This window comes from Deltaproteobacteria bacterium, from assembly GCA_016178705.1.
Taxonomy (GTDB): Bacteria; Desulfobacterota; Binatia; order HRBIN30; family JACQVA1; genus JACOST01.
This window is the reverse complement of sequence record JACOST010000028.1, coordinates 435,559-460,450: the sequence shown is the minus strand read 5'-3', so window position 1 is coordinate 460,450 and position 24,892 is coordinate 435,559. Positions and strand designations below refer to the sequence as shown.

22 protein-coding genes and 3 pseudogenes are annotated in these 24,892 nt (G+C 63.5%); 16 read left to right on the top strand and 9 right to left on the bottom strand.

Annotated features, from left to right (window positions below):
* Positions 1-193: 193 nt before the first annotated feature.
* The 10 genes and pseudogenes from HYR72_19130 to HYR72_19085 all read left to right on the top strand — a co-directional run bounded on the left by HYR72_19130 (position 194) and on the right by HYR72_19085 (position 11,023).
* Positions 194-2,197, top strand: a complete 2,004-nt coding sequence (locus HYR72_19130; protein ID MBI1817094.1) for a VCBS repeat-containing protein — start codon at positions 194-196, stop codon at positions 2,195-2,197.
* A gap of 317 nt (positions 2,198-2,514) precedes the next feature.
* Positions 2,515-4,686 (top strand): DUF3604 domain-containing protein, encoded by a 2,172-nt coding sequence (locus HYR72_19125; GenBank protein MBI1817093.1) that lies wholly within the window; start codon positions 2,515-2,517, stop codon positions 4,684-4,686.
* Between the two features lie 142 nt (positions 4,687-4,828).
* The gene (locus tag HYR72_19120; protein ID MBI1817092.1) at positions 4,829-5,098 is read left to right on the top strand and encodes a hypothetical protein; all 270 of its coding nucleotides are present in this window, start codon (positions 4,829-4,831) and stop codon (positions 5,096-5,098) included.
* The gene (locus tag HYR72_19115; protein MBI1817091.1) at positions 5,095-6,678 is read left to right on the top strand and encodes a hypothetical protein; all 1,584 of its coding nucleotides are present in this window, start codon (positions 5,095-5,097) and stop codon (positions 6,676-6,678) included. The genes HYR72_19120 and HYR72_19115 overlap by 4 nt, the downstream gene beginning before the upstream one ends.
* A gap of 181 nt (positions 6,679-6,859) precedes the next feature.
* Positions 6,860-7,186 (top strand): annotated as a pseudogene (locus tag HYR72_19110) (GFA family protein).
* Between the two features lie 177 nt (positions 7,187-7,363).
* A pseudogene (locus HYR72_19105) lies at positions 7,364-7,636 on the top strand (GFA family protein).
* Between the two features lie 63 nt (positions 7,637-7,699).
* Positions 7,700-8,788: pseudogene (locus HYR72_19100) on the top strand (DUF2855 family protein).
* Positions 8,789-8,803: 15 nt separating this feature from the next.
* Positions 8,804-9,556 (top strand): class I SAM-dependent methyltransferase, encoded by a 753-nt coding sequence (locus tag HYR72_19095; GenBank protein MBI1817090.1) that lies wholly within the window; start codon positions 8,804-8,806, stop codon positions 9,554-9,556.
* Positions 9,553-10,581 (top strand): zinc-binding dehydrogenase, encoded by a 1,029-nt coding sequence (locus HYR72_19090; GenBank protein MBI1817089.1) that lies wholly within the window; start codon positions 9,553-9,555, stop codon positions 10,579-10,581. Before HYR72_19095 ends, HYR72_19090 begins: the two co-directional genes overlap by 4 nt.
* An 88-nt stretch (positions 10,582-10,669) precedes the next feature.
* On the top strand, positions 10,670-11,023 hold the full coding sequence (locus tag HYR72_19085; GenBank protein MBI1817088.1) for a YciI family protein: 354 nt from the start codon (positions 10,670-10,672) through the stop codon (positions 11,021-11,023).
* 30 nt (positions 11,024-11,053) lie between these two features.
* On the opposite strand, the gene HYR72_19080 is transcribed toward HYR72_19085, so the two are convergent.
* The gene (locus HYR72_19080; protein MBI1817087.1) at positions 11,054-11,980 is read right to left on the bottom strand and encodes an alpha/beta fold hydrolase; all 927 of its coding nucleotides are present in this window, start codon (positions 11,978-11,980) and stop codon (positions 11,054-11,056) included.
* 115 nt (positions 11,981-12,095) lie between these two features.
* Between HYR72_19080 and HYR72_19075 the strand changes: the two genes are divergently transcribed.
* Together HYR72_19075 and HYR72_19070 are read left to right on the top strand one after the other, a co-directional pair.
* Positions 12,096-12,671 carry a peptidyl-prolyl cis-trans isomerase gene (locus HYR72_19075; GenBank protein MBI1817086.1) on the top strand — a complete coding sequence of 192 codons (576 nt, stop codon included), beginning with the start codon at positions 12,096-12,098 and terminating at the stop codon, positions 12,669-12,671.
* Between the two features lie 4 nt (positions 12,672-12,675).
* Entirely contained in the window at positions 12,676-13,350 is a 675-nt protein-coding gene (locus tag HYR72_19070) for an HAD family phosphatase (GenBank protein MBI1817085.1), read from the top strand.
* A 148-nt stretch (positions 13,351-13,498) separates the two neighbouring features.
* On the opposite strand, the gene HYR72_19065 is transcribed toward HYR72_19070, so the two are convergent.
* The 3 genes from HYR72_19065 to HYR72_19055 all read right to left on the bottom strand — a co-directional run bounded on the left by HYR72_19065 (position 13,499) and on the right by HYR72_19055 (position 15,946).
* Positions 13,499-14,632 carry a DGQHR domain-containing protein gene (locus HYR72_19065; protein ID MBI1817084.1) on the bottom strand — a complete coding sequence of 378 codons (1,134 nt, stop codon included), beginning with the start codon at positions 14,630-14,632 and terminating at the stop codon, positions 13,499-13,501.
* A gap of 54 nt (positions 14,633-14,686) precedes the next feature.
* Entirely contained in the window at positions 14,687-15,613 is a 927-nt protein-coding gene (locus HYR72_19060) for a hypothetical protein (GenBank protein ID MBI1817083.1), read from the bottom strand.
* A gap of 93 nt (positions 15,614-15,706) precedes the next feature.
* Positions 15,707-15,946, bottom strand: a complete 240-nt coding sequence (locus HYR72_19055; protein ID MBI1817082.1) for a hypothetical protein — start codon at positions 15,944-15,946, stop codon at positions 15,707-15,709.
* Between the two features lie 96 nt (positions 15,947-16,042).
* Here HYR72_19055 and HYR72_19050 point away from each other — a divergent pair, with 96 nt between their 5' ends.
* Positions 16,043-17,587 (top strand): hypothetical protein, encoded by a 1,545-nt coding sequence (locus HYR72_19050; protein MBI1817081.1) that lies wholly within the window; start codon positions 16,043-16,045, stop codon positions 17,585-17,587.
* A gap of 5 nt (positions 17,588-17,592) precedes the next feature.
* Here the strand turns inward: HYR72_19050 and HYR72_19045 are convergent, their stop codons facing one another.
* The 5 genes from HYR72_19045 to HYR72_19025 form a co-directional block, all read right to left on the bottom strand.
* On the bottom strand, positions 17,593-18,021 hold the full coding sequence (locus HYR72_19045; GenBank protein ID MBI1817080.1) for a prepilin-type N-terminal cleavage/methylation domain-containing protein: 429 nt from the start codon (positions 18,019-18,021) through the stop codon (positions 17,593-17,595).
* A gap of 65 nt (positions 18,022-18,086) precedes the next feature.
* Positions 18,087-18,497 (bottom strand): prepilin-type N-terminal cleavage/methylation domain-containing protein, encoded by a 411-nt coding sequence (locus tag HYR72_19040; protein MBI1817079.1) that lies wholly within the window; start codon positions 18,495-18,497, stop codon positions 18,087-18,089.
* Between the two features lie 245 nt (positions 18,498-18,742).
* Complete coding sequence (locus tag HYR72_19035; GenBank protein ID MBI1817078.1) at positions 18,743-19,498, bottom strand: glycosyltransferase family 2 protein; 756 nt, start codon at positions 19,496-19,498, stop codon at positions 18,743-18,745.
* 41 nt (positions 19,499-19,539) lie between these two features.
* On the bottom strand, positions 19,540-20,385 hold the full coding sequence (locus HYR72_19030) for a MaoC family dehydratase N-terminal domain-containing protein (GenBank protein ID MBI1817077.1): 846 nt from the start codon (positions 20,383-20,385) through the stop codon (positions 19,540-19,542).
* A 170-nt stretch (positions 20,386-20,555) separates the two neighbouring features.
* On the bottom strand, positions 20,556-22,337 hold the full coding sequence (locus HYR72_19025) for a hypothetical protein (GenBank protein MBI1817076.1): 1,782 nt from the start codon (positions 22,335-22,337) through the stop codon (positions 20,556-20,558).
* Positions 22,338-22,944: 607 nt separating this feature from the next.
* Between HYR72_19025 and HYR72_19020 the strand changes: the two genes are divergently transcribed.
* The 3 genes from HYR72_19020 (at position 22,945) to HYR72_19010 (ending at position 24,602) form a co-directional block, all read left to right on the top strand.
* Positions 22,945-23,391: a nuclear transport factor 2 family protein gene (locus tag HYR72_19020; protein MBI1817075.1), complete on the top strand. Its 447-nt coding sequence runs from the start codon at positions 22,945-22,947 to the stop codon at positions 23,389-23,391.
* Positions 23,392-23,478: 87 nt separating this feature from the next.
* Positions 23,479-23,904, top strand: coding sequence for a nitroreductase family deazaflavin-dependent oxidoreductase (locus HYR72_19015; GenBank protein ID MBI1817074.1), 426 nt, complete (start codon positions 23,479-23,481; stop codon positions 23,902-23,904).
* A gap of 2 nt (positions 23,905-23,906) precedes the next feature.
* Entirely contained in the window at positions 23,907-24,602 is a 696-nt protein-coding gene (locus HYR72_19010) for an HAD-IA family hydrolase (GenBank protein MBI1817073.1), read from the top strand.
* Positions 24,603-24,892 lie beyond the last annotated feature (290 nt).

Sequence of the window (24,892 nt, the reverse complement as noted above, 5' to 3'; positions counted from 1 at the left end):
TCCATGTTTGATGAGCTTCGCGAACTCACTCGTTGTGTTCTTATGATGACGTCCGGTCTGCGATCTCCGCGTTCTCGGCGGTGAGTTTTCCTTCGAATCAAGATCAACTGCGTTTTCCGGCTTGGTTTGGGTACCCCGCATTGGTACTGTCTACAACGTATGCTGTCCGACGGCGATGGTTGAGGAGGAGTCCATGTTCAATGCCCGCCAGAGTCTGCTCTTGATCACAGCAATTGTGTTCAGCTTGCTGGTCTCCCGCGCTGGCTCGGCGTCCACGCTCACTGTCGTTTCGATGAGTCCGACGCGGCTCGCCAGCGCGGCGAAGAACACGGCGGTGACGATCACCTTTGATCAAGCCCTCCTCCCGAGCACGATCACTGCATCCTCGTTCCGAGTCTTCGGCAAGCAGAGCGGCGTCGCTTCTGGACCGTTCACATTCTCCAACGCCAATCAGTCGGTGACCTTGACACCCGGCCGGCCGTTCGCCGCCGGCGAAGTCGTCATCGTCAATCTGTCGCATACGATCACCGCCGCCGATTCGTCGCCACTGCGCAGCGCCGGCTTCGCATATCAGTTCCGCATTCAGACGCAGCCCTCGTCGCGCACGTTCACGCAGATCCAGCAGATGTCGAACCGCACCAATCCGTCGGTTCACACGCAAATCTATGGTGCCATGGCCGCCGACCTGAATGGCGATGGCTACGTTGATCTCACAACGGTCAACGAGGACAGCGCCGATCTGCGCGTCTTCGTCAATCGCGCCGATGGCAGCGGGCAGTTCGGCGGCGTCCTGACGCCGCCCTTCCACATCGGCATCGAGTCGAGTCCCAACGAGTCCGGCGATTTCAACGGCGATGGCGTGGTCGACATTGTGATCTCCGCCACCACTAGCAACAGCGTGTGGCTGGTTCGCGGCAAGGGCGATGGGGGTTGGGCATCGTCGCAGTCGCGGCCGGTCGGCATGGAGCCCCACGGCATCGCCGCGCTCGACGTCGATGGCGACGGCGATTGGGATGTCGTGAACGCGAATCACACCTCCAACAATTTGTCGCTGATGATCAACAACGGCGGCATGCTCAGCGCCCCGACTTTCTTCGACAGCGGCGAGGACGGCGAGTATGCGCTGACCTCCGGCGACATGAACAACGACGGCATCTCCGACCTGATCGTCGGCGCGCAGGACGGCCAAACGATCGTCGTGCTTCTCGGCAATGGTAGCGGCACGTTCACGGCGCAGACGCCACAGAGCGCCGGCGGCCTGGCGTGGAAGCTGACCGTCGGCGACGTCAACGGCGACGGCAAGCTCGATGTGGCGACCGCCAACGGCGACAGCGGCAACGCGGCGATCTTGCTCGGCAACGGTGACGGCACACTGCAAGCGCCGACCGTACTCACAACCGCGCCGCACGTCGTCGGCTCCGCACTCGGCGATCTCGACGGCGATGGCGATCTCGACTGGGTCGTGTCGAGTTACGGCGGCGGCCTGTGGCACATCTTGATCAACGATGGAGCCGGGAACTTCACGTTCGATCCGGACATCCCCGCCATCTCGAATCCTTCGTGCGCCATTCTGCTCGACATCGACAACGACGGCGACCTCGATCTCGCGCTTACGGACGAGATCGCCGACATCGTGAAGATCATGCAGAACGACAGCGGACCGCCGCCTGCCTGCCCTCCGGTACCAGACACCTGCCGCGGGCCGGCCGTCAGCGGCAAGGGTCTCCTCCTGCTCATCGATCGGTCGCCGGACACCAGCGACCTGTTCTTGTGGCAGTGGCTCAAGGGCACGGCGACACCGAAGGCCGACTTCGGCGACCCGCTGACGACCGACACGTACTTCCTCTGCCTCTACGACAACAACACCCTCGTCTCCGATGCGGCGGTACCGGCCGGCAACACATGCGGTGCGAAACCGTGCTGGAAGGACAATCCCACGAACTTCGCCTACTCGAATCCGAAACGCACGCCCGCCGGCGTGCTGTCGCTGCATTTGAACGAAGGGCTCGCCGATGGCCAGGCCAGCATCACACTCCTCGGCAGAGGAGCGAACCTCGGCATGCCCGACGTCAGCGCGTTGACCGGCCCGATTGACGTACAGCTACGCAAGAGCAGCGGTGGAATCTGTTGGGGCGCTCACTACAGCGCCCCCTTCCTCAAGCATCAGGGTGGTTTGCTGTTGGATCGCCCCGACTAAAAGCCCGTTGAAGAACCCCGCATGCTTCGAGACGCGCCTATCGGCGCTCCTCAGCATGAGCGGTTCTTCCCTTGTGCCACAACACTTTCCCGCTCGTCCTGAGGAGGCGCGAAGCGCCGTCTCGAAGGGCGCCGCTCTTCTTCAACGGGCTGCTAAGCGTGAGGCAACCCCGACTGGAGACGCAGGCGGGACGCCTGCGCTACCCGGATTTCCTTGAATTTCAAAATCCCCGGTAGGGTGGGCGTCCCACCCGTCTCGTTTCTTCGACACCACAAAACCTTTGACGGAGCGGTGGCCGTTCGTTTACAAGAGCTGCCTTGACTCGCTCACGATCACCTCTCGCTCCAACCGCCGCGCTGCGCACCGCGCTGCTCGGCTCACTGCTGGTGATCGCAGCGAGCACGCGAGCCGCAGGTCAGAGCCCGACTGCGACGCCCGGCATGTGTACCGGAGATTGCGATCACAACAATCAGGTGACCGTCGACGAATTGGTGATCGGCGTCAACATCGCGCTGCGCGGTCCGCAAGTCGGTGATTGCCAGGCGTTCGACACGAACATGGACACGGAAGTCACGGTCGAAGAACTCGTCGTGGCCGTGAACTATGCCCTCAACACTTGCCCAACCGCGTCGCCAACTCCGCAGCCGACGGCAACGCCGGAGGAGCCGTGCCCGCAACGCAACCCGTTGCGCAACGTCTACTTCGGCGACCTGCACGTCCACACGATGAACTCGTTCGACGCATACTTTTGGGATCTCCGCCGAACGCCGGCCGACGCGTATCGCTTTGCCCGCGGGGAGCCGGCCGCATTGCCGCCGCTCGACGTGAATGGAATCGGTACACGCACGGTCCGCCTCGAACGGCCGCTCGATTTCACCGCGGTGACCGATCACTCGGAATTTTTGGGCGAGATCAGCACCTGCACCACGCCGGGCTCGCCCACCTATGATTCGGCGAGCTGCAAACTGTTTCGCACCGGCGTCAGCGACGCGTATCAAACCTTCGGCGCTCGACTGATTTCGTCACGGCCGACCCGTTTCCGCGATCTCTGCGGTGCGGACAACAAGGTCTGCCTCGACGCCGCGGCAACGGTGTGGGACCGTGTACAAGACGCGGCCAACGCGGCCTACGATCGCTGCCGCTTCACTTCGTTTGTTGCCTACGAGTACTCCCGCAGCCCCGGCGGCAGCACGATGCATCGCAATGTGATCTTCCGCAACGAACACGTGCCGTTCCCGATCTCCGCATTCGAGGAGGCGACGCCGCAGGGTCTGTGGCGGGATTTGCAGACCACCTGCCTCGATGCCGGCAACGGCTGCGACGTGCTGGCGATCCCGCACAACTCGAACGAGAGCAATGGCCGCACGTTCATGGTGGAGCGCCCCGGCACCCAGAGTCTCGACGAGCAACGCGCGCAGGCATTGTTTCGCAATCGCATCGAACCGCTGGTTGAGATCTATCAGCACAAGGGCGATTCGGAATGCATGAATGGCCTGTCGGGCATGCTCGGCGCACCGGACGAACAGTGCACGTTCGAAAAACGCCGACAGCCGCCGTTCGACGATTGCGGCGATGGGACCGGCGCCCTCGGGGCCGTCGATCTGGGGTGCGTGTCAAGGCTCGATTTTGTGCGCGGGACGTTGCTCACGGGACTCAAGGAACAAGAACGACTCGGCGCGAATCCGTATCGTCTCGGCGTCATCGGCAGCACCGACACGCACAATGCGATCCCCGGCTTTACGGAGGAGTCGTCCTTCGTCGGGCATCAGGGTTCCAATGATGCGGAAGCCGGGCAACTGTTGGGAGCCTATGCCGGATCGTACGGCAATCTGACCTACAGCCCTGGCGGCTTGGCCGCGGTGTGGGCGGAGGAGAACTCTCGCTCCAGCATCTTCGATGCGCTGCGGCGCCGCGAGACCTTTGCCACCAGCGGCACCCGCCTCAGCGTGCGCGTCTTTGGCGGATGGAACCTGCCCGAGAACTTGTGCCAGTATCCCAACCTCATCCAGACCGGCTACGATCACGGCGTGCCGATGGGCGGTGTATTGCCGCCCCCACCGACGGGGATCACGGCGCCATCGTTCGTCATCACCGCGCTGCGCGACCCCGGCACCACCGAACGACCCGGCGCGCCGCTGCAGCGGCTTCAGATCGTCAAAGGATGGATCGACAACGGCGACGCTCACTACATGGTCTATGATGTCGCCGGTGACGCTAACAATGGCGCAACAGTCGATCTCGCAACGTGCGCGCTGCATGGCCCGGGCGCCGACTCGTTGTGCACGGTGTGGAGCGACCCCGACTTCAACCCCATCCTCCAGGCCTACTACTACGTCCGCGTACTAGAGAACCCGACCTGCCGGTGGAATACCTGGCTGTGCAACCGATTGCCGGCGGAGCAGCGGCTGCCCACGTGTGACGATCCAACGGTCCCGACGACCGTGCAAGAGCGTGCTTGGGCATCGCCGATCTGGTACGTGCCCGGGTGAGAAGCTGAGCACGTCGCCGACCTCGCGAGATTGAAGGAGGCGCGACACCGCGCCGTTCCCCGACTTGCCTTCGCCGGCGTATCCATCGTAGCTTCCGCTCGCCCGCCCCGTATTGATCGGGACGGCATGAGAAACCGCCAGCATGGAACCCAATGGCCTACTGGTATCGAACCCCATCCTCTTGGCAGCGATGGGGTTTCCGGCGAAGTATCGATCAAAACGGGATCCCTTTCTGCTGCTGCTACTAGTCGGGGTGGCGGCGCAGGCGCTGGCGATCGCCCGGTACGCGTACGGCGACCAGAGTCACTTCAGCAATCGTTCTCTCATGCCGGCGGTGGCGCTGTTGGCACCGCACATTGTGCTCGTCATTGAGGGCGGGGCGCGGCGGTTGCTGGCGCAGGCGACGCGATGAGGGGGCAGTGCTGGCGCGGCCTGCCCCTGATTCTCACCAGCATTCCCGTCTTGCTGCTCACACCATTTCCGACCCAGGACGGGCCCGCTCACCTGTACGCCGGGCATGTCATCAGGCATCTCGGCAGCGTTCACTACCCGGCCATCGATCACGCGTTTGAATGGTCCGCGTCAGCGCTGTCAACCTGGACAGTGCATGAGACCGTTTCGCTCCTGCTCGGCGCAATGCCGTCGCTGTGGGTTGAGACGTTCCTCGTTCTCGCGTTTGTCGGGGGCCTATTCTGGCATTTCCTCTTCGTCGCCGAAGACACCGAAGCCTGCTTCTTTCCACAGTGTGCGCTGCCGCTGTTCGCAATGAGCTTTGTCCTGCGCATGGGGTTTTACAGCTTCTGTCTGAGCATGCCCGTGGCGCTACACACCATCGCCCTGTGGACGCGTGACGATGTGGGTCTCAACGCGCGGCGCCTCCTCGTCGCCGGGTGTCTCTTGGCCATCCTCCCGTTCCTTCACATCCTGACGGCGGGGTGGACATTTGTACTCTTGGGTGCCGCGTCGATCGCATCGGCAATCAGCGAGCGACGCGTGAGCCTGCGCGAGTTCGGGATACTGGCGGTGTCGTCGCTGCCTCTACTCGCCGTCGCGGCCCGGTATCCAGAGGCGTCGACCGCATACACGTGGGAGCGGATCGGGGTCAGGGTAGCCGGGCTCATGGCCGGCGGGGCGTTCGCCGGGGAAGGGGCGCTGTGGTGGAGTGCCCTGCCATCACTTGCGTTGCTCACGCTGGGCGCGTTGTTTCTGCGCGATGAACAGCGCAATGCCTTCGGCGCGGGCCGCGCGGCTCGGCGCCGCCTCGTAGTGGTGGTTGTGGCCCTGTTACTGGCGCTACTCATGCCGGAGGATGGAGCGGGCGGCGCGTACATTGGCGTACGCTGCAATCTGCTCTTCTTCCTGCTGCTCCTTGTCGTGCTGAAAACCTGGCGTCTCCCAGCGCGTCTTGATGCGGCGCTGGCGCTGACGTTTCTGGCTTTCTCGCTGGTACACTTATCCCGCCTGTACGTAGTGCTGCGACCGGCCAGCATGGCCGAGCGCGAGATCAGCGACAGTGCGGCGCTACTGCACGATCACACGAAAGCTCTGGTGGTGACCGCAGGCGACTGGATGGAGGTCGGCACCCCGACGCTGGCGACACAGACTCGTCCACTGTTGCACGCTGGCGACCTGCTGGGAGTTGGAGCTGACCGGACCATCTTGAGCTTCTACGAGGGCGAGCTGTCGTATTTCCCCGTCAACTTCAAGCGCACCGCCAGCCCATTTGGCGCGCTTTTCGATCGTACGCTGTATGGTTGGACTGCCCCTGGAGTGCGATGGGCGGCGGTGCCCACCTGGCAGGGAGGCGTCGACTATGTCGGAGTGTGGGACGAACCGCACCTGCTACAATCAGCCGACGGAGCGCGGTTCAAAGCGATGCTGTGCGCGCACTACGAGGAAGTGTACCGGTCGGCGTCGCGACCGTGGGTGATCTATCATCTCGTGAAGGGAGAGAGTGGCACCTACCCGGCGCCCGCGATTTGTGGGGGATGATGCCGTCGGCAACTCCACCCCTACCAACGCGAGCCGGAGTAGAAATGACCATCGGTGATCACTTCCTCTATGGATCTCGGCGCGCGGCGCTGACTCGGGGCAAGGTGGCGGACTGTTGCACCTTCTGGGACTTTCATTCACAAGACCTAAACGGGTGTAATCGGGAGACGGAGGATCTCATATGAATCGCGCGCGGTGTCTGTGTGGAGATGTTACCTGGGAGGCCGACGGCCCGTTCGGGTGGATGTCGCACTGCCACTGCTCACGGTGCCGAAAGGCGCACGGCGCGGCGTTCGCCACCTACATTGCGGCGCCGGCGGCGGGCTTCAAAATGCGCGGCAGCGAGCACGTTCGGCGCTGGGATTCGGCGCCGGGTTTCGCGCGTTGCTTCTGCGGTCGGTGTGGATCGGTGGTGCCGGGCGATGCGTTGGATGGAGCCGTCTTTGTTCCCGCCGGCAATTTCGAAGACGATCCCGGCGTCCGCGCACTCGCGCACATCTTCGTCGCGTCGAAGGCGCCGTGGTTCGAGATCGACGACAGCGTGCCGTGCTTCGACGCGTATCCGCCCGGCATCGACGCGGCGATATTGCCGGACCGTCCGCCGCTCGACCCGCCCGGGAGCCCGCGCGGCAGCTGCCTCTGCGGCAGCGTCGCGTACGTCGTCGAGGGCACACCGATTCGCTGCATGAACTGCCACTGCAGCCGTTGCCGCCGAGCGCGGTCCGCTGCGTACGCGTCCAACCTCTTCGTCGGCAGCGACGGCCTGCGCTTCACCCGCGGCGAAGATCTCTTGATGTCGTACAAAGTCCCCGACGCGCAGCGGTTCACGCATCTCTTCTGTCGGACGTGCGGTTCGAGCATGCCGCGAATCGATCGTGACCGGGGAATAGCGGTGGTGCCGATGGGCGGTCTGGACGACGACCCCGGCATGCATCCGCAAGCACACATCTTCGTCGGTTCTATGGCGCCGTGGTACACGATCGCCGACGACCTGCCGCAGCACGCGGAATATCCACCCGTGGTGTAGTCCATGGACTTCATCGTCAATAGAAATGATCTGCGTCAGACTGCGTTCGTGCCTGGGCGCGACACTGGCGACGTTGCACTCGAGGCCGGGCAGCTCTTGCTGCGCATCGATCGCTTCGCCCTCACCGCGAACAACATCACGTATGGCGCGGTCGGCGACCTCATCGGTTACTGGTCCTTCTTTCCCACGCAAGAAGGTTGGGGGCGCATCCCCGTGTGGGGCTTCGGCGACATCGTGCGCTCGCGCCACGATGGCCTGCAGCCAGGCGAGCGCATCTTCGGTTACTTTCCGATGTCGACGTACCTCGTCGTACAGGCGGACCGCGTTTCCGCCGCGGGCTTCATCGACGCCGCGCCACATCGCGCCAGCCTGCCGCCCATTTACAACCAGTACACGCGCGTCGCGGCTGACCCGGGCTACGATCGCGCCCATGAAGCACAGCTCGCGCTCTTCCGTCCGCTCTTCACCACATCGTTCCTGCTCGACGACTTCCTCGCCGAGAGCGCATTCTTCGGCGCGCGCTCGGTCATTCTATCCAGCGCATCGAGCAAGACCGCCCTTGGCCTTGCCTTCCTGCTGTCACACGCGCGACGCGAGCAGTGCGACGTCGTGGGCCTGACCTCGCCGTCGAACAAGTCATTCGTCGAGCGCACCGGTTACTACGACCGTGTGGTTGCTTACGACGACCTGCGGTCACTCTCCAGCCAGACGCCGGCGGTATTCGTCGACTTCGCCGGCAACGCGACGGTGGTGAGTGCGGTGCATCACGCGCTCGGCGACAGTCTCAGGTACAGCTGCTCGGTGGGCGTCACGCACTGGGAGAAAATGGCGCCGGGCGGGGAATTGCCGGGGCCGACCCCGATTCTGTTTTTCGCGCCCGATCACGCGAGAAGGCGCAGCGGCGACTGGGGCATGGCCGGGTTGCAAACGCGCGTCGGCGAGGCGATGCGAAGATTCCTCGACTCCGCCGCGCGCTGGCTGCGCGTCGTCGAGGGCCACGGCCAAGCTGCGGTCGAGTCCGTCTATCGAGCGGCGCTCGACGGCAAGATAGAGCCGTCCGAAGGACACGTGCTGTCGCTATAGAGTACACTCGCGGCCATGATTGACGACGCGCGCCGCAATCGTAAGGCTTGGGATCGTCTGAGCAACGACTTTGCTGTCAGCGGTCGACGGAACTGGCAGCAGAACGCGTCGGCGCACTGGGGAATCTGGCACGTCGAGGAGCGCGAGCTGCAAGTGCTCGGCGATGTGTCTGGGAAGGATGTTCTGGAACACGGCTGCGGCAACGCCTACTTCTCGTCGTGGCTGGCGCGGCGCGGCGCCCGCGTGGTCGGCCTCGACAACTCTCCGGGTCAACTCGCGCACGCGCGGGCTTTTCAACGCGAGTTTGGCGTGGAGTTTCCTCTCGTTCTCGCCGACGGCGCGCAGGTACCGCTCGCCAACGAGAGCTTCGATATCGTGTTCAATGAATACGGAGCCGCGCTGTGGGTGGAGCCCGAGCGCATGGTGGCGGAAGCGGTGCGGCTGCTGCGGCCCGGCGGCCTGCTGGCCTTTCTGACCAACAGCGCCATCATTCAACTGTGTTGGCCGATGGAAGCGGAGAGCGCGGGAACGAGCCTGGTGTGCGATTACTTCGGCATGCACCGCAGTCACAACCCAGCCGATGGCTCGGTGGAGTTTCATCTCCCACACGGGGAATGGATTCGCTTGCTGCGTCGTTACGGCTTCGTCGTCGAAGACCTCATCGAGATTCGTCCGCCTGAAGGCGCAACTTCCGGATGGAAGTTCGTATCGTTGGAGTGGGCACGACGCTGGCCGTGCGAAGAAATCTGGAAGGCACGGAAATTATGAAAGCTGTCGTTCTCGTATGCTACGGCGCGGCTGATCAGGCTTTCGAGGTTCGCGAGTTGCCGACGCCGGAACCGGGGCCGGGACAGGTACGAATCGCGGTCGAGGCGTTCGGCCTCAACTACGCCGACGTCTCGGCGCGACAGGGGACGTACCAAGAGGCGCCGCCGATCCCGTGCGTGATCGGGTACGAAGTGGTGGGCCGCATCGACGCGTTGGGAACCGGCGCCACCAGCCCGCAAGTGGGGACGCGGGTCACAGGGTTCACGCGCTTCGGTGGCTACGCCACTCATGCGGTGACCGATGCGCGCGCGGTGGCGACAATACCCGACACAATGGACGCCGGCGTCGCCGCCGCCTTACCGACCCAGTACGGCACCGCGTATCACTGCGCGGAAGAAATGACCCGACTGCATCCGGGAGATCATGTTCTCGTACACGCCGCGGCGGGCGGCGTCGGCACCGCACTGGTCCAACTCTGCAAGCGACGCGGCTGCATCGTCTACGGCACAGCGGGCTCGGCGGACAAGCTGACGTACCTGCGCGGTCTCGGCGTCGATCACCCGATCAACTACCGCAGCAGCGATTTCGTCGAGGTCGTTCGGCAAATTCGCGGTAGCGACGGCCTCGATGTTATTTTCGATTCGCTCGGCGGCGCCTCGGTGCGCAAAGGATTGCAACTGCTGGCGGCAGGCGGACGACTGGTCTGCCTCGGCGCCGCGTCGCGCGGAGCCGGCCGGCCGCAGATCCTCCACGATCTACCGTTCGCGCTGTCCTTCGGCTTTCAGCATCCCATCGGGTTGATGATCAACTCGAAATCGATCATCGGCGTCAACATGCTCCGTCTATCGGACCAGCGACCGCTGGCGCTGCAGCGCTGCCTCGAAGCCGTCGTCCGCCTTGCACTCGATGGCGAGGTTCAGCCGACGGTGGGTGGTCGCTTCACGGTCGACGAGATCGCCAAGGCTCACGCATTTCTCGAAAGCCGCGGATCGACCGGCAAGGTGGTCGTTACGTGGAAGCCCTAGCGTCTGGAGGCTGAGTGAAAATGTGTCTCCGCAAGTGTCGAGCACGGCGGTGGTCGTTCGACTAGAGAGACGAGAAGGGAGGATTCGCATGATCTATGTGCTGATGATTTACGCCAATGAGGCGGATTGGACCACGAAGAGCCAGGAAGAGATGGCGCCAATCATGCGCGAGCACGAGCGCTTGGAGCAAGATCTTCGGAAGGCAGGTAAGTACAAGGGATGCGGCGGCTTGGCGCCGAGCAGCGCCGCCACTACCGTGCGCCTCGGCGAAGGTAGGCCGCTCATTACGGACGGGCCGTACGCCGAAACTAAGGAACAATTTGGTGGCTACTATTTGGTCGACGCCAAGGATCTCGACGAGGCGCTGTCGTTCGCCGCGCGCATACCGGGCATGGGCAAACGCGCGGTCGAGGTTCGTCCGGTCCTCGACTTCCGCACGTGAGGCCACCGAGTCATTCGTAGGCCACTTCGCTCAGCGGCGTCGCGCCAGCAGATCGGCGCAGAAGTAGCGCACGGTCTGATTGAGTACGTGAGCTTGTTCCCATTGTAGGAAGTGGCCGCACCGGCTGAGGCGAAATGGCCCGATGTGTTCCGGAAACACACGCGCGGCCATTTCGTCGAAGTCGGGATAGATGACGTGGTCGTCGGGGCCGAACAGAATCAACGTCGGGATCGTATTCTTGCCCCACAGCGGCGGCTCGGACTGCGGCCGCGTCCCCATCGCCGACTCGTAGTTGCCCCAGCCGGCGCGCAGCTTCGCCGGATCGGCAAACGGCTCGCTGAGAAAGGTCACTGCCGCCGACGTGAAGGTGCCCGGCGACGCCCAGAAGCGATGGCCATAGAACGCCGCGATGTAGTCGCGCCGCAAGAGTTCAGTGGAGAGCTCGGCGAGTAAGCTGTCGGCCCCGGTTCCCTGGCGGAGATAGTAGTCGGCGGCTTCCATTGCCGGCCGCGTGCGCAAGCCTCGGTGCTCTTCGCGCAGATAGGGCAACGGTGAGTTGAACACCACTTGCCGCACGACGAAGCCGGGGAACCGCATCCCCAGGTCTTGCAGAATCGCGCCGCCCAGATCGCCGCCCACCACCACGATCTGTTGGTGACCAAGTCCGTCATGCACCAGCGCGTAGAGATCGCGCGCGTGTGCGGCCAGATCGAAGAAGCCGTCGGCGGGAATGTCACTGTCGCCGAAGCCGCGCAGATCCGGCGCGATCACCTCGAAGCCGGCCGCCACCAGCGGCGCGATGTTGCGGTACCAGATGCGTTTGGTTTCCGGCCAGCCGTGGATCAGCAACAGCGGAAAGCCGCCGATGCCGGCGCGGACGAAGCGCATGGTGAAACCGCGTACGCTCGCCTGTTCGATCGGAAACGCATCGGCACGGAGCAGTTCGGCGTCGGCCATCTCGAACTCCTTCTGTGCCACTCTAGGGTCTGCAGGGGTGGGGGTTCAAGAGGTCAAGGGTTGCACCCACGAACCGAGTTGCTATGGATGCTGCGATTTATTTCTCAGGAGGTGCATGATGAAGTGGTTCGTTGTCATTGCCGGGGCTCTCTGTGTGAGCCTCGCCGGGTCCGGCGCGTTTGCCGGAGAAGGGAAAAATCCTGTGGTTCTCGTCTCGACATCAATGGGCGACATCAAAATCGAATTGGACGAAGTGAAGGCACCCATCACGGTGAAGAACTTCCTCGCCTACGTGAACAGCAAGTTCTACGACGGGACCGTGTTCCATCGCGTCATCCCCGGCTTCATGATTCAGGGCGGCGGCTTCGACCAGGAGATGCGCCAGAAGCCCACCAACGCGCCGATCAAAAACGAGGCCGACAACGGCTTGAAGAACGATGAAGGAACCATCGCCATGGCGCGCACCGGCGATCCCGACAGCGCCACGGCGCAGTTCTTCATCAATGTCGTCAACAACGACAACCTCACCCGCCCCAAACCCGATGGCCATGGCTACGCCGTCTTCGGCAAGGTCATCGCCGGACTCGACGTGGTCCACAAGATCGAGAAAGTCGCCACCACCACGAAGATCCCGCACCAGAACGTGCCGGCCGAGCCGGTCATCATCAAGAGCATTGCGGTGGTGAAGTAGGATCGTGGATCGTGATCGTGACTCGTGTTCGTTGGGGATCATTTTTGATCTCGACGGCGTGATCATCGACTCTGAGGGGTTGCAGTATCGGGCCTACTGCCGGGTACTGCAGCCCTTCGGCGTTCAGGTCACGCGCGAGGAATACGGTCGCGAATGGATCGCCGGCGGTCGCGGGCCAGAGTATGCGGTCAAGAAATACAATCTGCCGATGGCGCCCGACCAGCTCCGGGCGCTGAAGAATCCGGTGTATCAAGAACTCCTGCACAGCGAGGTCACGTTGATGCCCGGCGCCGTCGCGGCGTTGGCGCGACTCGGCACGACGTTTCCGATCGCACTCGCCACCAACTCTAAGCGCGACGAGGTCGACTATGTGATGGACCGATTCGAACTGCGCGGCTACTTCGCGGCGATCGTGACGCGCGAGGACTACGTTGGGGCCAAGCCCGAGCCCGCCGCCTTTCTCACCGCCGCGGCGCGACTCGGCCTTCCACCTGACCGCTGTGTGGTGATCGAGGACGCGCACAAGGGCGTGGTGGCGGCCCACCGCGCTGGCTGCTTGTGCATCGCCGTGCCGCACGATTTTACTATCGACAACGACTTCACGTTGGCAACGCGTGTTGTCAAATCGCTGGATGAGATCTCTGTGGATCTCATCGAGTCGTTGGTTCTCACTCGCTAGTGACAGATAGTCCGCATAGGGACCCTACGAGAATCGCAAGGCGTAGGGGCGATGCTTGCCTCGCCCTCCGTCTTCTCCCGGCCAACGCATCACCGCGCGGGCGACGCATGCGTCGCCCCTACACGGAGAGGAACATCCAGTCGCACGATCACGTCCGCAGCGCGGAGCGCAGCTCGCGGGCGAGGACGTCGACGGTGCCGCGCGTGCCGCCGGCTTGCTTCATGCGCCACTCGCCTTCGGTTTCGAAGCGCGCATCGCCGACGTACTCGTGCCACGGCGCGATGGCGTCGTGAATCGAGGCCGCCTCATACGGATCGCCGCCGTTGTGCCGAATCGTCGACAACACGTCGGGCACCAGCCGCAGGAACGCGCGCAGCGCGGTCGCAGTCTTGATGCTGTAGCGCTTGCTGCTCCAGGCTTTATTGAACACGCGCGCGATCTGTTTGAAGTACGTCAAGAAGAAGCGCGGCGCGTTCTCGTGAAACACTTCCGCCTGGCGACCGCCGAAGGCGTCGAGCGCGGTGAACACCCCCTTCAACTCGTCGGCAAGCGGCGCTTGCGCCACCCGGCCGTGGCCGACGCCGAACAGTTTGATATCGCCGTGCAACGGCGAATCCTTGTTCTCCGACAACACGCGAATGATGTCGTGACTCGCGGCCAACGCCTTGTCTGGATAGAGGCGACGGCCCGACAAGCTGATCAAGTGCGATGGGTTCAACTTGGTGTGCTTGGCGTTGATGGTAACGAACAACTCGACCACCTGATCCGGCGTCAGCCGATCGAAGATGATCGCCGGCACTTGCACGTTCTCCAGCGGCCGTTGCTCGGCGAGCTGATGAATCGCCAGCAAGCGATGTTGGCCGTCGAGCGCGCGCAGCGATCCCGACTCGGGCGGCAACTGCAGGACGCCAAGAATGCGGTGGGAGCTGACCGGCACGAACTCGAGCCGGCGCTCCGACGTGAGCAGCACCGCGCCTGGCACGGCGGGCAGACTGCCGGATTCGGAGCATTGCACGTAGTAGTCCATCAGCTCGGCAATCTTCTTCTGAATCAGCGGGCGCTGGTAGGCCTCCTCGCTGTGGGCGATCTTGCTCTCCAATACATCCCAGTTGATCTTGCCGGCGCGTCCAGCTTTGACCGGCCGCTTGCCGGCGGTGCGACCGTCGCCGGTGTAGCTGAGCACTTCGAAGCGGACGAGCTTCTGCACGTCGCTGACACCCAAGATCGCTTGATAGAACTCGACGCCGAACTGATGCAGTCGCATTGCCGGTACGGTGATCATCCCTGCCCTCCGTGATTCGTCACTCGCTCGCGATCCCGTTCCCGCTTCCGTGGGCTACTTGCTCGGCTTGTCCGATGCGTCCGTCTTGGCCGTCGGCGTCGCCTCGGCCGCACTCGGTGTCGTCTTCTTGGTCGTCGCCGTAGCCACCGGCGTGGCCTTCGTCGCCGTGGCTGCTGGCGTCGTTGCGGCCTTTGCCTTCGTAGCCGTTGCCGCACTCGTCGCTACTGCCGTCGGCACCGCCTGCAATTGCGCGTTGTGAGGTTCGGCTGGCGCCGCTTCCAAACGCTCGCCTGGCGCGGCTTCCAGTCGCGGCTCTACTCGGCCAGCCGCTCCGGGCTGACCCGCTTGCGCCGGCGGCGGCACCTGCGACCCGTTGCCGACCTGCGGCATCGATCCAGGTGCGACCGGAGCCGGTTGGCCTACCTGCGGCATCGCTGGTTCGAGTCGTTGCGCGCTCCCCGTTCCTGCACCGCCGCCGGTATTGCCGCCACCCACCATGATCGAACCACTCGCACCGGACGCTGGCAATCGATGTCCTTTCGAGTCGGAGGCAATGATCCCAGTGTTCTGCAGCAAACTGCTTCCAGGCGGCGCATTCGCCGCGATTCCAAATGTACACTCGTACAGTAGCCCAGGTGGAATCGCATTCAGATTGGCCGCATGGAAGAGAATATTGCGGACGCAGGTGCCGCGCACGACGCTCGTGCCGAGTTGCTTTTCGGTATCCGACCCGGGTCCAATGTCCGGATTGATCTTGCACGCTCCGAACGTCAACACGCTCGGATCGAAGCAGACATCATTCTGCATTCCGACGACTTGCTCGCCGGGCCCGGCGCTCATTGCCACGACGACATCGACGGTGGCACCGGGCATGCCCGGCGCCGACTCGACATCGATCGTCACCGCCGCAGCCACGCTGCAGAGAGCGGCCCACACCATGGCCACAGCCAGCAAACCCCGAGGCATCCTTACCGAGCGCATGCACATGTCCTCCGTACGAGATGACAGCGAGTCCTACACGCTTGAGAAACAGATGTCGACAGCGACGGCCGCGTCGGGCGTCTGCTGTCGGACCTAGCCGCCCGACATCTCTTCGAAGATCAGGCTCGCCGCCTCCGACATTACTTCCTGCAAGATGTCGCGCAGATTTTTCTCGGGGGTTTCGAGTTTCCCAACCAGCGAGGTCAGCACTACGAAGTAGCGCTCCTTGGTTTCCACTTGCATCGCCGGCAGCCGCTGCTCCATCGCGGCCATGAACCGCGCGTGGACCGCGCGGATGTCGTCTTCGAGTCCCTTGATGACGTCTGGGTTCACTGCGTGCCCTCCTGGGTGATGTCCCTGTATAGATTGCACCGAACGATGATTCCAAGCTAGTAGACCGCGACTTTGCGACCTGCGGGAAGGGGAGGCATGAGGTTGACCGGGCACACATCACGCACGTCGATGGCGCTGCTGGCGGGCTGTGTTTCCGCGCTGACGTTGAGCGCGCCAACCGCGTGGGCGCTGCGCACCACAGTGGGTGGGCGCACGATCGAGTTGGACGGCGCGGCCGAGATCCGCGAAGTCTTCGAGACCAACCGCGCTACCGGCCACGATCGAACGCTCGAGACGCTGCGCGTGCGCGGAGCCGCTCAATTGACTGATTGGCTCCACCTCGACACCAGCACCGTCGGCGTCAACGGCGGGCCGACGTTTCAAGCCACGAAGTCCGGCACGTTCAACCTCAACGATACTTTCCAGGACGTGTCGCCAGCGGTCGAGTTTGAAGAGGCGTACCTCGATGCACACTTCGAGGCGTTCGATCTGCAAGTCGGCAAGCAGAAATTCGCGTGGGGCAAGCTCGACCGTCAGCAACCCAATGACCTGATCAATCCCGAACGCTTCGTCGATCCGCTGTTGCAAGAAGAAGACGAGCGCAAGATCGGCGTACCGGCGATACAGGGCTCGTACTCCCTACCCGCGCGCGACTGGCTGCCGGACGACAGCCGCTTCACGGTGGTGTACGCGCCGATCTACGTCCCGTATCGCTTTCCCAATCCCGGTGAGCGCTGGTTTCCTCCGGCGGCCACACCGGCGGATGTCTTCTCCGTACCGGCGGGGCTGTTCGAGTTAGGCGGTCATCCCAATCCGGCGTTCAGCGTGCCGGTGCGCTTGCAGGCGATCAACGCCGCCCCACCGGCGCGGCAGTTTCAAAATAGCGACTGGGCCGCGCGCTGGTCGGGCGTTGTCCGCGGCGCCGACGTTGCACTCTATTACTACCACGGCTTCGACCCGACGCCGGCGTTCAGCGCCGCGGCGATCGCGTTCGCTCCGCCCGATCCGACTCAACTCCCCAACGGCATCACCGCGGAGACATTGCTGTCGCCGGTGTTTCGCACCATCGATGCCTACGGCACCGACGCGGCGTACACGTGGGGCGGTTTTACTTTTCGCGGCGAGGGCGCCTACGTCAGCGGCCGTCCCTTCAGCCGCGACCTGCGCTTCCTCGTCAGTAACCCGAGTGTGCTCGCGCCGCAGATCAAAGCCGGCTTGATCGCCTTCGCGCACGGCATACCGGAAGTGCCGATCGACCTCGGGACGTCGTTCGTGGTTCACGATGCGGTCGAGTGGGGAGCCGGTGCCGACTATGCGGTCGACGGCTACTTCCTGTTGCTGCAGGCGAACCAGACCGACGTGCTGCACAACGACATCGACCTGCTTATCAAGAATGTCGACACCCGCTTGCTGGCCAACCTGCGCAAGAATTTCCTCAGCGACGATCTGCAGGCGCAGCTCATCGGCGTCTACGGCATTGAGAGCGACTACTCGATCCTGTTGCCGCGGCTGACCTACCGGATCACCGACGCGATCGACGCGCGCGTCGGCTATCTCTTCATCGCCGGTCGCAGCCAATCGGTCGGCGGCCAGTACAAGCGCAATGACGAAGGCTATCTGCGGTTGCGCTACGTGTTCTGAGTTGCTCAGGCCGCCGTGAAGGTAGTGCCGGCATCTGACTGCATGCCACCATTCGTGCTATCCCAGCGGAACTCCTTCGTGCCATTGTAGGAGTAGCTTCGGCCCTGGAAGCCTTCGTTTGAGCTCCCCAAATTCGAAATGACAGATAGCCCCCCTGGGTAGACTTCAACGTGAACGGTATCCGAAACCATCAATCCCGGGAGAGTGGTCGAGGTCGCTGGTCCGTCCAACGACTCTGACGCATAGACTTGATACGTCGCGTAGTACGCCTCCTCCGACGTCGCCGCGTTGCGCAGATCCGAGTTGGCCCTCGCATCGAATCCCCGCTGGCGGTACGCGGTGAACTGCGGGATGGCGACGGCGGCCAAGATACCGATGATGGCGACTACGACCAGTAACTCGATCAACGTGAACCCTTTGGATGATACCGACAGTTTCACAATTCCCTCCCTTGCAGGCCGTTGAGGCTATCTACGCTTGCGCCACGTGGTCAGAGGGCTCAGGTCTGGGGGGAAGCTGGCTGCATGCCACCGTTCGTACTGTCCCAGTTGAACTGCATGGTACCGTTGAAGGAGTAGCTATAGCCGCTGAAGCCGTCGGTGTTCCCCACAGGGTACACAGCAACGTGAACGGTATCCGAGATCGCTAGTCCTGGCAGAGTCGTCGCAGTCGCTGGTCCGTTCAAATCCTCGGACACATAGACGCGATACGTCGCGTAGTACGCCTCCTCCGACGTCGCCGCGTTGCGCAGATCAGAGTTGGCTCGCGCATCGAAGCCGCGCTGACGGTAGGCGGTGAACTGCGGGATAGCGACGGCAGCCAGAATGCCGATGATGGCGACCACGACCAGCAACTCAATCAGCGTGAACCCCTTCGATGACACCGGCAGTTTCAATATCCCCTCATTCATCGCACTCGCCTCGCAAAGCACGAAGCACGCCATGATTGCGTTCGGCAAAGCTCTCTTGGGTTTGAGGCGCGCCGCAAACGGCGCGCCTCGAACCTCGTCAGGAACTCAGCACACGGTGCCGCAAAGCGGCAACCACAGCCGACGTGGAATGTCGTTCAATCGCAGCGAAGCGCATAGCACCTTCTTTGATCCGGTCCTTCTTAAGGTGTCGGAGCGTCAGGCGCAGCGCGACAACTCTTCGGTTGTCACGAATCGAGTGATCGATAGCGTCCAGCGCGCAGATTGCGGCGCACTTGCCAGACTTCGCGCAGCACTTCGAGATAACTCGTCGCCTTCAGCTTGCTGTCGGGTTGGTCCACCCAGCGCACGGGCAGTTCTTTGATGCGAAAGCCCAGCGCGCGCGCCACCGCGAGGATTTCCACGTCGAAGCCCCAGCGGTCGATGGTGAGCAGCGGGAACACGCGCTCCACGCACGCCGCGGTCACCATCTTGAAACCCGTCTGGGTGTCGTGAATGCCGGGCACGGCCAACAGTTGGATGACCCGATTGCCGAGCTTACCGGCCAGCTCGCGGTACCAGGCCTGATGCACGTGCACGTCGGCACCCGGCACGTCGCGCGAGCCGATCACGACATCGAAGCCAGCCTCGATGGCCGGCCAGAATGTTTCGACGTGATCGATCGTCGTCGAGTTGTCGGCGTCCATGAACAAGCGATGGGAGCCGCGCGCCGCCAACATGCCGCGGCGAACCGCGGCACCTTTACCGTGATTGCGCTGGTCGGGTTGTTCGATCACTTCGATTGGCAACGCGGTGCCGGCGGCGCGCGTGCGCACGAGGTTGGCGGTGCCGTCCTGGCAACCGTCGTCGACGACGAGGACTTCCGCGGCGTACGACTGGCGCGCGAGATAACTCACAACATCGTCGAGCGTGCGCGGCAATCGCCGCGCTTCGTTGTACGCCGGGATGACGACGGAGAGGTGCGGTGCGGAGGGACTAGGCATAAGTAGAAGAGCGCGTGGGGCGCTCTCTTTCTCATGCGCGCTTACGACTTGAACGTCGTGCGCGCTTGCGACAACACGACGTTGCCCTTCTGCGTCTCCGCTTGCACGATCGACTCGCCTTTGCCGGTCACCCACATCTTCGTGATGATCACGTCACCGAAGTAGACCTGATCGGCGAAGCGGGCCTCGAACGACTTGAAGCGCGCCGGATCGCCACCGCACAGCGCGCGCAGGATCGCACGGCCGACGATGCCGTAGGTACACAGCCCGTGCATGAACGGCTTCTGGAAGCCGGCCATCGTGGCGAAGTCGGGATCGATGTGGATCGGGTTGCGGTCGCCGGACAGACGATAGATCGCGCCCTGCTCCGGCCGCGTCGGCTCTTCGATCACATGATCGGGTTTGCGCTCGGGCACCACGTTCACGCCCTGTGTCGACGGGCCCCGCTCGCCGCCAAAGCCGCCGGCGCCGCGAATGAACAGCGTCGCCTTCGTAGTCAGCAAGAGACCCTGATCGTCCTCGACGATGCCTTCGGAACCGATCACCGCGGCCTTGCCCTTGTCCCACACTTCACTGACGCGGCCGGTGACGCGCACGCTGGCGTCGGGCGGAATCTCCCGATGCAACGTGATCGATTGCTCGCCGTGCAACAGCATGGCGAGATCGATGTCGACGTTCGAGACCAGGCCGCCCATCGAGAACATGCCGGGAATCACCGCAAAGGTCGGCAACACTTTGGGACCTTTGCCTTCATAGACGAACTCCAGTTCGCCCTCCGGCTTGGCCCCGACCCCGACCGCATACAGCATCACGTCCTTCGAATCCCACTTGAAGGGAACCGGCTCGAACGTCATGCCAACCAGATCACTTGAGATTGCTTTGCCCATGGGCGCTCCTTGTCAGGAAAGTTCGCGCTCAAGTCAAGCCCCGGACGATCGCTCGATCATGGAGAATCACGAAAGCACGAGGGGACGACACCACGAAACGAGAGATGGGCTTGTCGAACGTGCGCTATCTTCGTGCTTTCAACCTCTCGTGATGTCGTGATGCTCCTGATCTACAGGCAGCCTTCCAGCGCGAAGTTCACGGCCATCATGATCTCATCGATCGTGATGTGGCCGTCGTGATCCATGTCGCCGTTGCTGCACGCCGACACGGAGCCGTTGTCGAGGGCCGTGTTCACCAGGGTCACTAGTTCGTCGACCGTCACTTGCCCATCTTCATGACAGTCGCCGGCGCAGACCTGCTCGATCTCGAACACGCCCCGACCGTACGTTCCGGCGTAGAGCTTCATGGACTTGGTGGGATCGATGGCGAGTGCAAAGGCAGCATAGAGGATTGGGTCGGCGTTCACAGCGTGCCAACTGGCGGCGCCGTCGGTGCTCTTGAACACGCGCCCGCCCGTCCCGACATAAAGCGTGCTGGGGGTAACAGGATCAACGGCGAGCGCGAAGCGGAAGGGATCTACCAAGCCAGCGCTGGCTGGGTGCCAGGTTGTGGCGCCGTCGGTGGTCTTGAAGACACCGCCATACCCCGTCGTTGCGTACAACGTGCTGGGCGTGACAGGATCGATGGCAAGCACGGAGACCCCGAAGTCTGTTCTGATGAGGTGGGTCAGACCGCTGTTCACGGCGTACCAGTTGGCGGCACCGTCCGTACTCTTGAACACGCCTCCCCTGAGTGTTCCAACGTAGAGCGTGGTGGGCGTGTTCGGGTCGATCGCGAGCGACTCGACGCTATCAACCGCAAACATTTCGCCGGTGACATCGTGCCAGCTACGGGCACCGTCGCTGCTCTTGAACAGGCCACCGTACCCCGCCCCGGCGTAGAGCACACTGGGCGTGGCGGGATCGATGGCGAGCACGGAGACGGCTGCATTGTCGATCAGGCCGGTGCTGGCATCGCGCCAGGTGCTGGCGCCGTCGGTGCTTTTGAAGACACCGGCCGCCGCGGCGTAGAGCGTGCTCGGCGTGGTTGGATCAACGGCGAGGGCGTTAACGAAGTCAGCGATCAGGCCTGTGTCTTGCCAACTCGCGGCACCATCCGTACTCTTGAAGACGCCGACGTGCGACGTTCCCGCGTACAGTGTAGTGGGCGTAGCCGGATCGATAGCTAGCGCGTTGACGACAACACCTGGAGGCAGACCCACACTGGCAGCGTCCCAGCTAGCGGCACCATCGGCGCTCTTGAACACGCCCCGATAGTCCGTCCCGGCGTAGAGCGTCCCGGGCAAGGCGGGATCGATGGCGAACGTGTTGACAATAGTGTTCGTGGGAAGGCCGGTGCTGACAGCCTGCCAGCTAGCGGCACCGTCCGTGGTCTTGAACACGCCACCACCGGAACCGTCGGAGACGAAGGAGCCGGTCGCGGCGTAGAGGGCGCTAGGCGTGCCGGGATCAATGACGAGTGCGTTGAGGATGGACTCGGGAGGCAGGGCAGCGCCGAACGCCTGCCAACTGGTGGCGCCGTCGGTGGTCTTGAACACACCGCTGTACTGTGTCCCGGCGTAGAGTGTGCCGGGTGTGGTTGGATCGATGGCGAGTACGTTCGCGATAGTGTTGGGGGGCAGGCCAACGTTACCAGCCTGCCAGGTGGCGGCGCCATCGGTGCTCTTGTACACGCCGCCCGGCGGCCCACCGTAATCCGACAGCGCGGCGGCGTAGAGCGTGGAGGGAGTAGTGGGATCGATCGCAAGCGCGGCGATTCGCGGACTCGGCAGGCCGGTGTTGGCAGCCCGCCAGATGGTGCCACGATCCGTGCTCTTGAACACCCCGGCGGCCGTCGCAGCGTAGAGCGCTGGGCGTAGTGGGATCAATCGCGATGGCGACGACGCCAGCATCGGGCAGGCCCGTGTTCACCGCATACCAGTTGGTGGCGCTGTCGGTGCTCTTGAACACGCCCCGATCAAGCGTAGCGGCATACAGCGTGCCGGGTGTGCTCGGGTCGATCGCCAGCGCGTCGACGGAAGTGTCAGGTGGCAGGCCCGTGTCCCGCCAACTCTTGGCGCCGTCGATGCTCTTGAAGACGCCGCCACCAAGGGCGTCACCGCTGATGGCGATGAAACCCGTCGCAGCGTAGAGCGTGCTCGGCGTGGTCGGATCGATGGCGAGCGCGTGGATAGACCCGCCCCCTGGCCCGTGACTCGTCCAAACATTTGTACCGGCCGGAGCGGTGCGCGCGCTCGCGACGAAAACCATGGCGCACATAAGTGCCGAAGACATCCACGATGCGGGCGAGGCTGACCCGGGCCGAAACGTTGGAACGCGCCATCGTTTCGATCTTCGCTCATCCGTATTGTTCAGAGCGCGCCACATCGGAGCCCGTGATAGTGGAAGCTGCTTCGGAATGGAAACAAGTTGAGAGGGGCGTACGTAGCTGAGCGAGAGACCTTGCAACGCGCCGCGCTCTTGCACTACGGAGGTCTCCACACGAAGGGAGGCGGCGACATGGAGCTATGGCAACTGAGCGCACGCGAAGGCATCCGCGACACGCTGGCGCGCTACGCGCACTGCGCCGACAGCGGGCGCTTCGCTGAGTTGGTGGAACTGTTCACCGAAGATGGCGTGCTGGAGATCGATGGCCGTGCGCCGCTCGCGGGGCGCGCGGCGATTCTCACCTTTCTCACCAGCACCAAGACCAGCCTCGCCACCGGCGAGACCCAGCCGTTCATCCGCCATCACCTCTCCAGCATCCGAATCGACATCGCGAACACCGACACCGCCAGCGCGGCGAGCTACTTCCTCGCCATCACTCATCGTGGTCCGGACCACTGGGGGCGCTACCGCGATCAACTCGTGCAGGTTGGCGAACGCTGGCTGTTTCGTCATCGCCGCGTGCGCGTCGATGGCCGCGCGCCGCAAGGCTGGTCAGCAACACGGACCGATTCGTTGTAGGGAGTCGCACGAACACAGATCGGCGCTCACTACTTCCCCGCTCGGCTCGGCTGTGGGATGATCGATGGAATACGGAGGGTGAGCGTCATGCAATGGAATCCGATCCTGGCCAACGTCGTGCGCGGCGTCACTCGCCTCCACGCCACGCTCTACCGCGTGGTGGGAGGCAAAGGGCTGCTGGGCAAGAACACGCTGATTGTTACCACTCGCGGACGCAAGACCGGACGCGAAGTGCCGACACCGCTGCTCTACATCGCCGAGGGCGAGCGGCTCTACATCGTCGCGTCGTTCGGCGGTAGCGACACGCCACCGCATTGGTACCGCAATCTGCTCGTCCACCCAGACGTGAAGGTCGAACTCGGCGGAGCGACCCGTGGCTACCGCGCGCGCTCGCTCAACCCGGAAGAAGCCGCACCGCTGTGGCCGAAGCTGAAGGCGATGTACCCGCCCTACGATTCGTATCAGAAGAAGACGACCCGGGTGATTCCGATCGTCGAGCTCAGCCCGCTGTGAACGTGTCGACGCCAGTGCAAGCGGTGCTGTTCGATGCCGCCGGCACGTTGCTCCGGCTGCGCGAGCCGGTTGGCGACACCTATGCGCGGCTGGCGCGAACGTTTGGCGTGAACACAACGGCAAACCGCATCGAGCCAGCGTTCCGCGCTGCCTGGCAGCAGATGCCGCCGATGCTGTTCCCCAGTGCGTCGCCCGAGCGCATCATAGAACTGGAACGGGCGTGGTGGCGCAAAGTGGTGGCGACGACGTTCCGCATCGCCGACGAGTCGGCGGAGTTTTCCGACTTCGAGCAATACTTCAATCTGCTCTTCGCCCACTTCGCGCAGCCGTCGAGCTGGCAGGTCATTCCCGACGCGGTCGAGGTGCTCGCCGCTTTGCGCGGGCGCGGGCTACGCACGGGAATTGTCTCGAACTTCGACCATCGCTTGAAGTCTATCCTCGACGGCCTTGGTCTGCGCGCGCTGCTCGATGTGCTCGTACTGCCGGCGGATGCCGGTGCGCTAAAACCCGATGCGCGAATCTTTCGCGTCGCCCTCTCTCAGCTCGATGTCGTCGAGTCCGAAGCGGCGTACGTCGGCGACGACGCTGAGCACGACATCGCCGGTGCGCGCGCCGCCGGCCTGCGCGCGATCGACGTTGCCACGCTCAAGCCGTTCACCGCGCTCCTCCACACACTCGGAGTCGCCGCCCGCGGGTAGTGGGTGGTCAGTTTGAGCTGGAAACTGACCTGGACTATTCTTGCGCTCAATGGCGCGGCGATTCCTCGCAGTGATCGTAGTGGCGATGATTCCCTGGCTTCGGGTTGTGCCCTTGGCGGCCCAGACGGCACCGTGTTGCGCCGGTGACTGCAATGACGACGTCCAGGTTACGGTTGATGAATTGGTTTTGCTGGTCGATATCGCACGCGGACTCAAGCCGCTGAGTGCCTGCCCGAACCTCGCGAGCTGTGATCCGTGCAGCGGGTGGCACCTCAGTGGTGTAGTGTGCG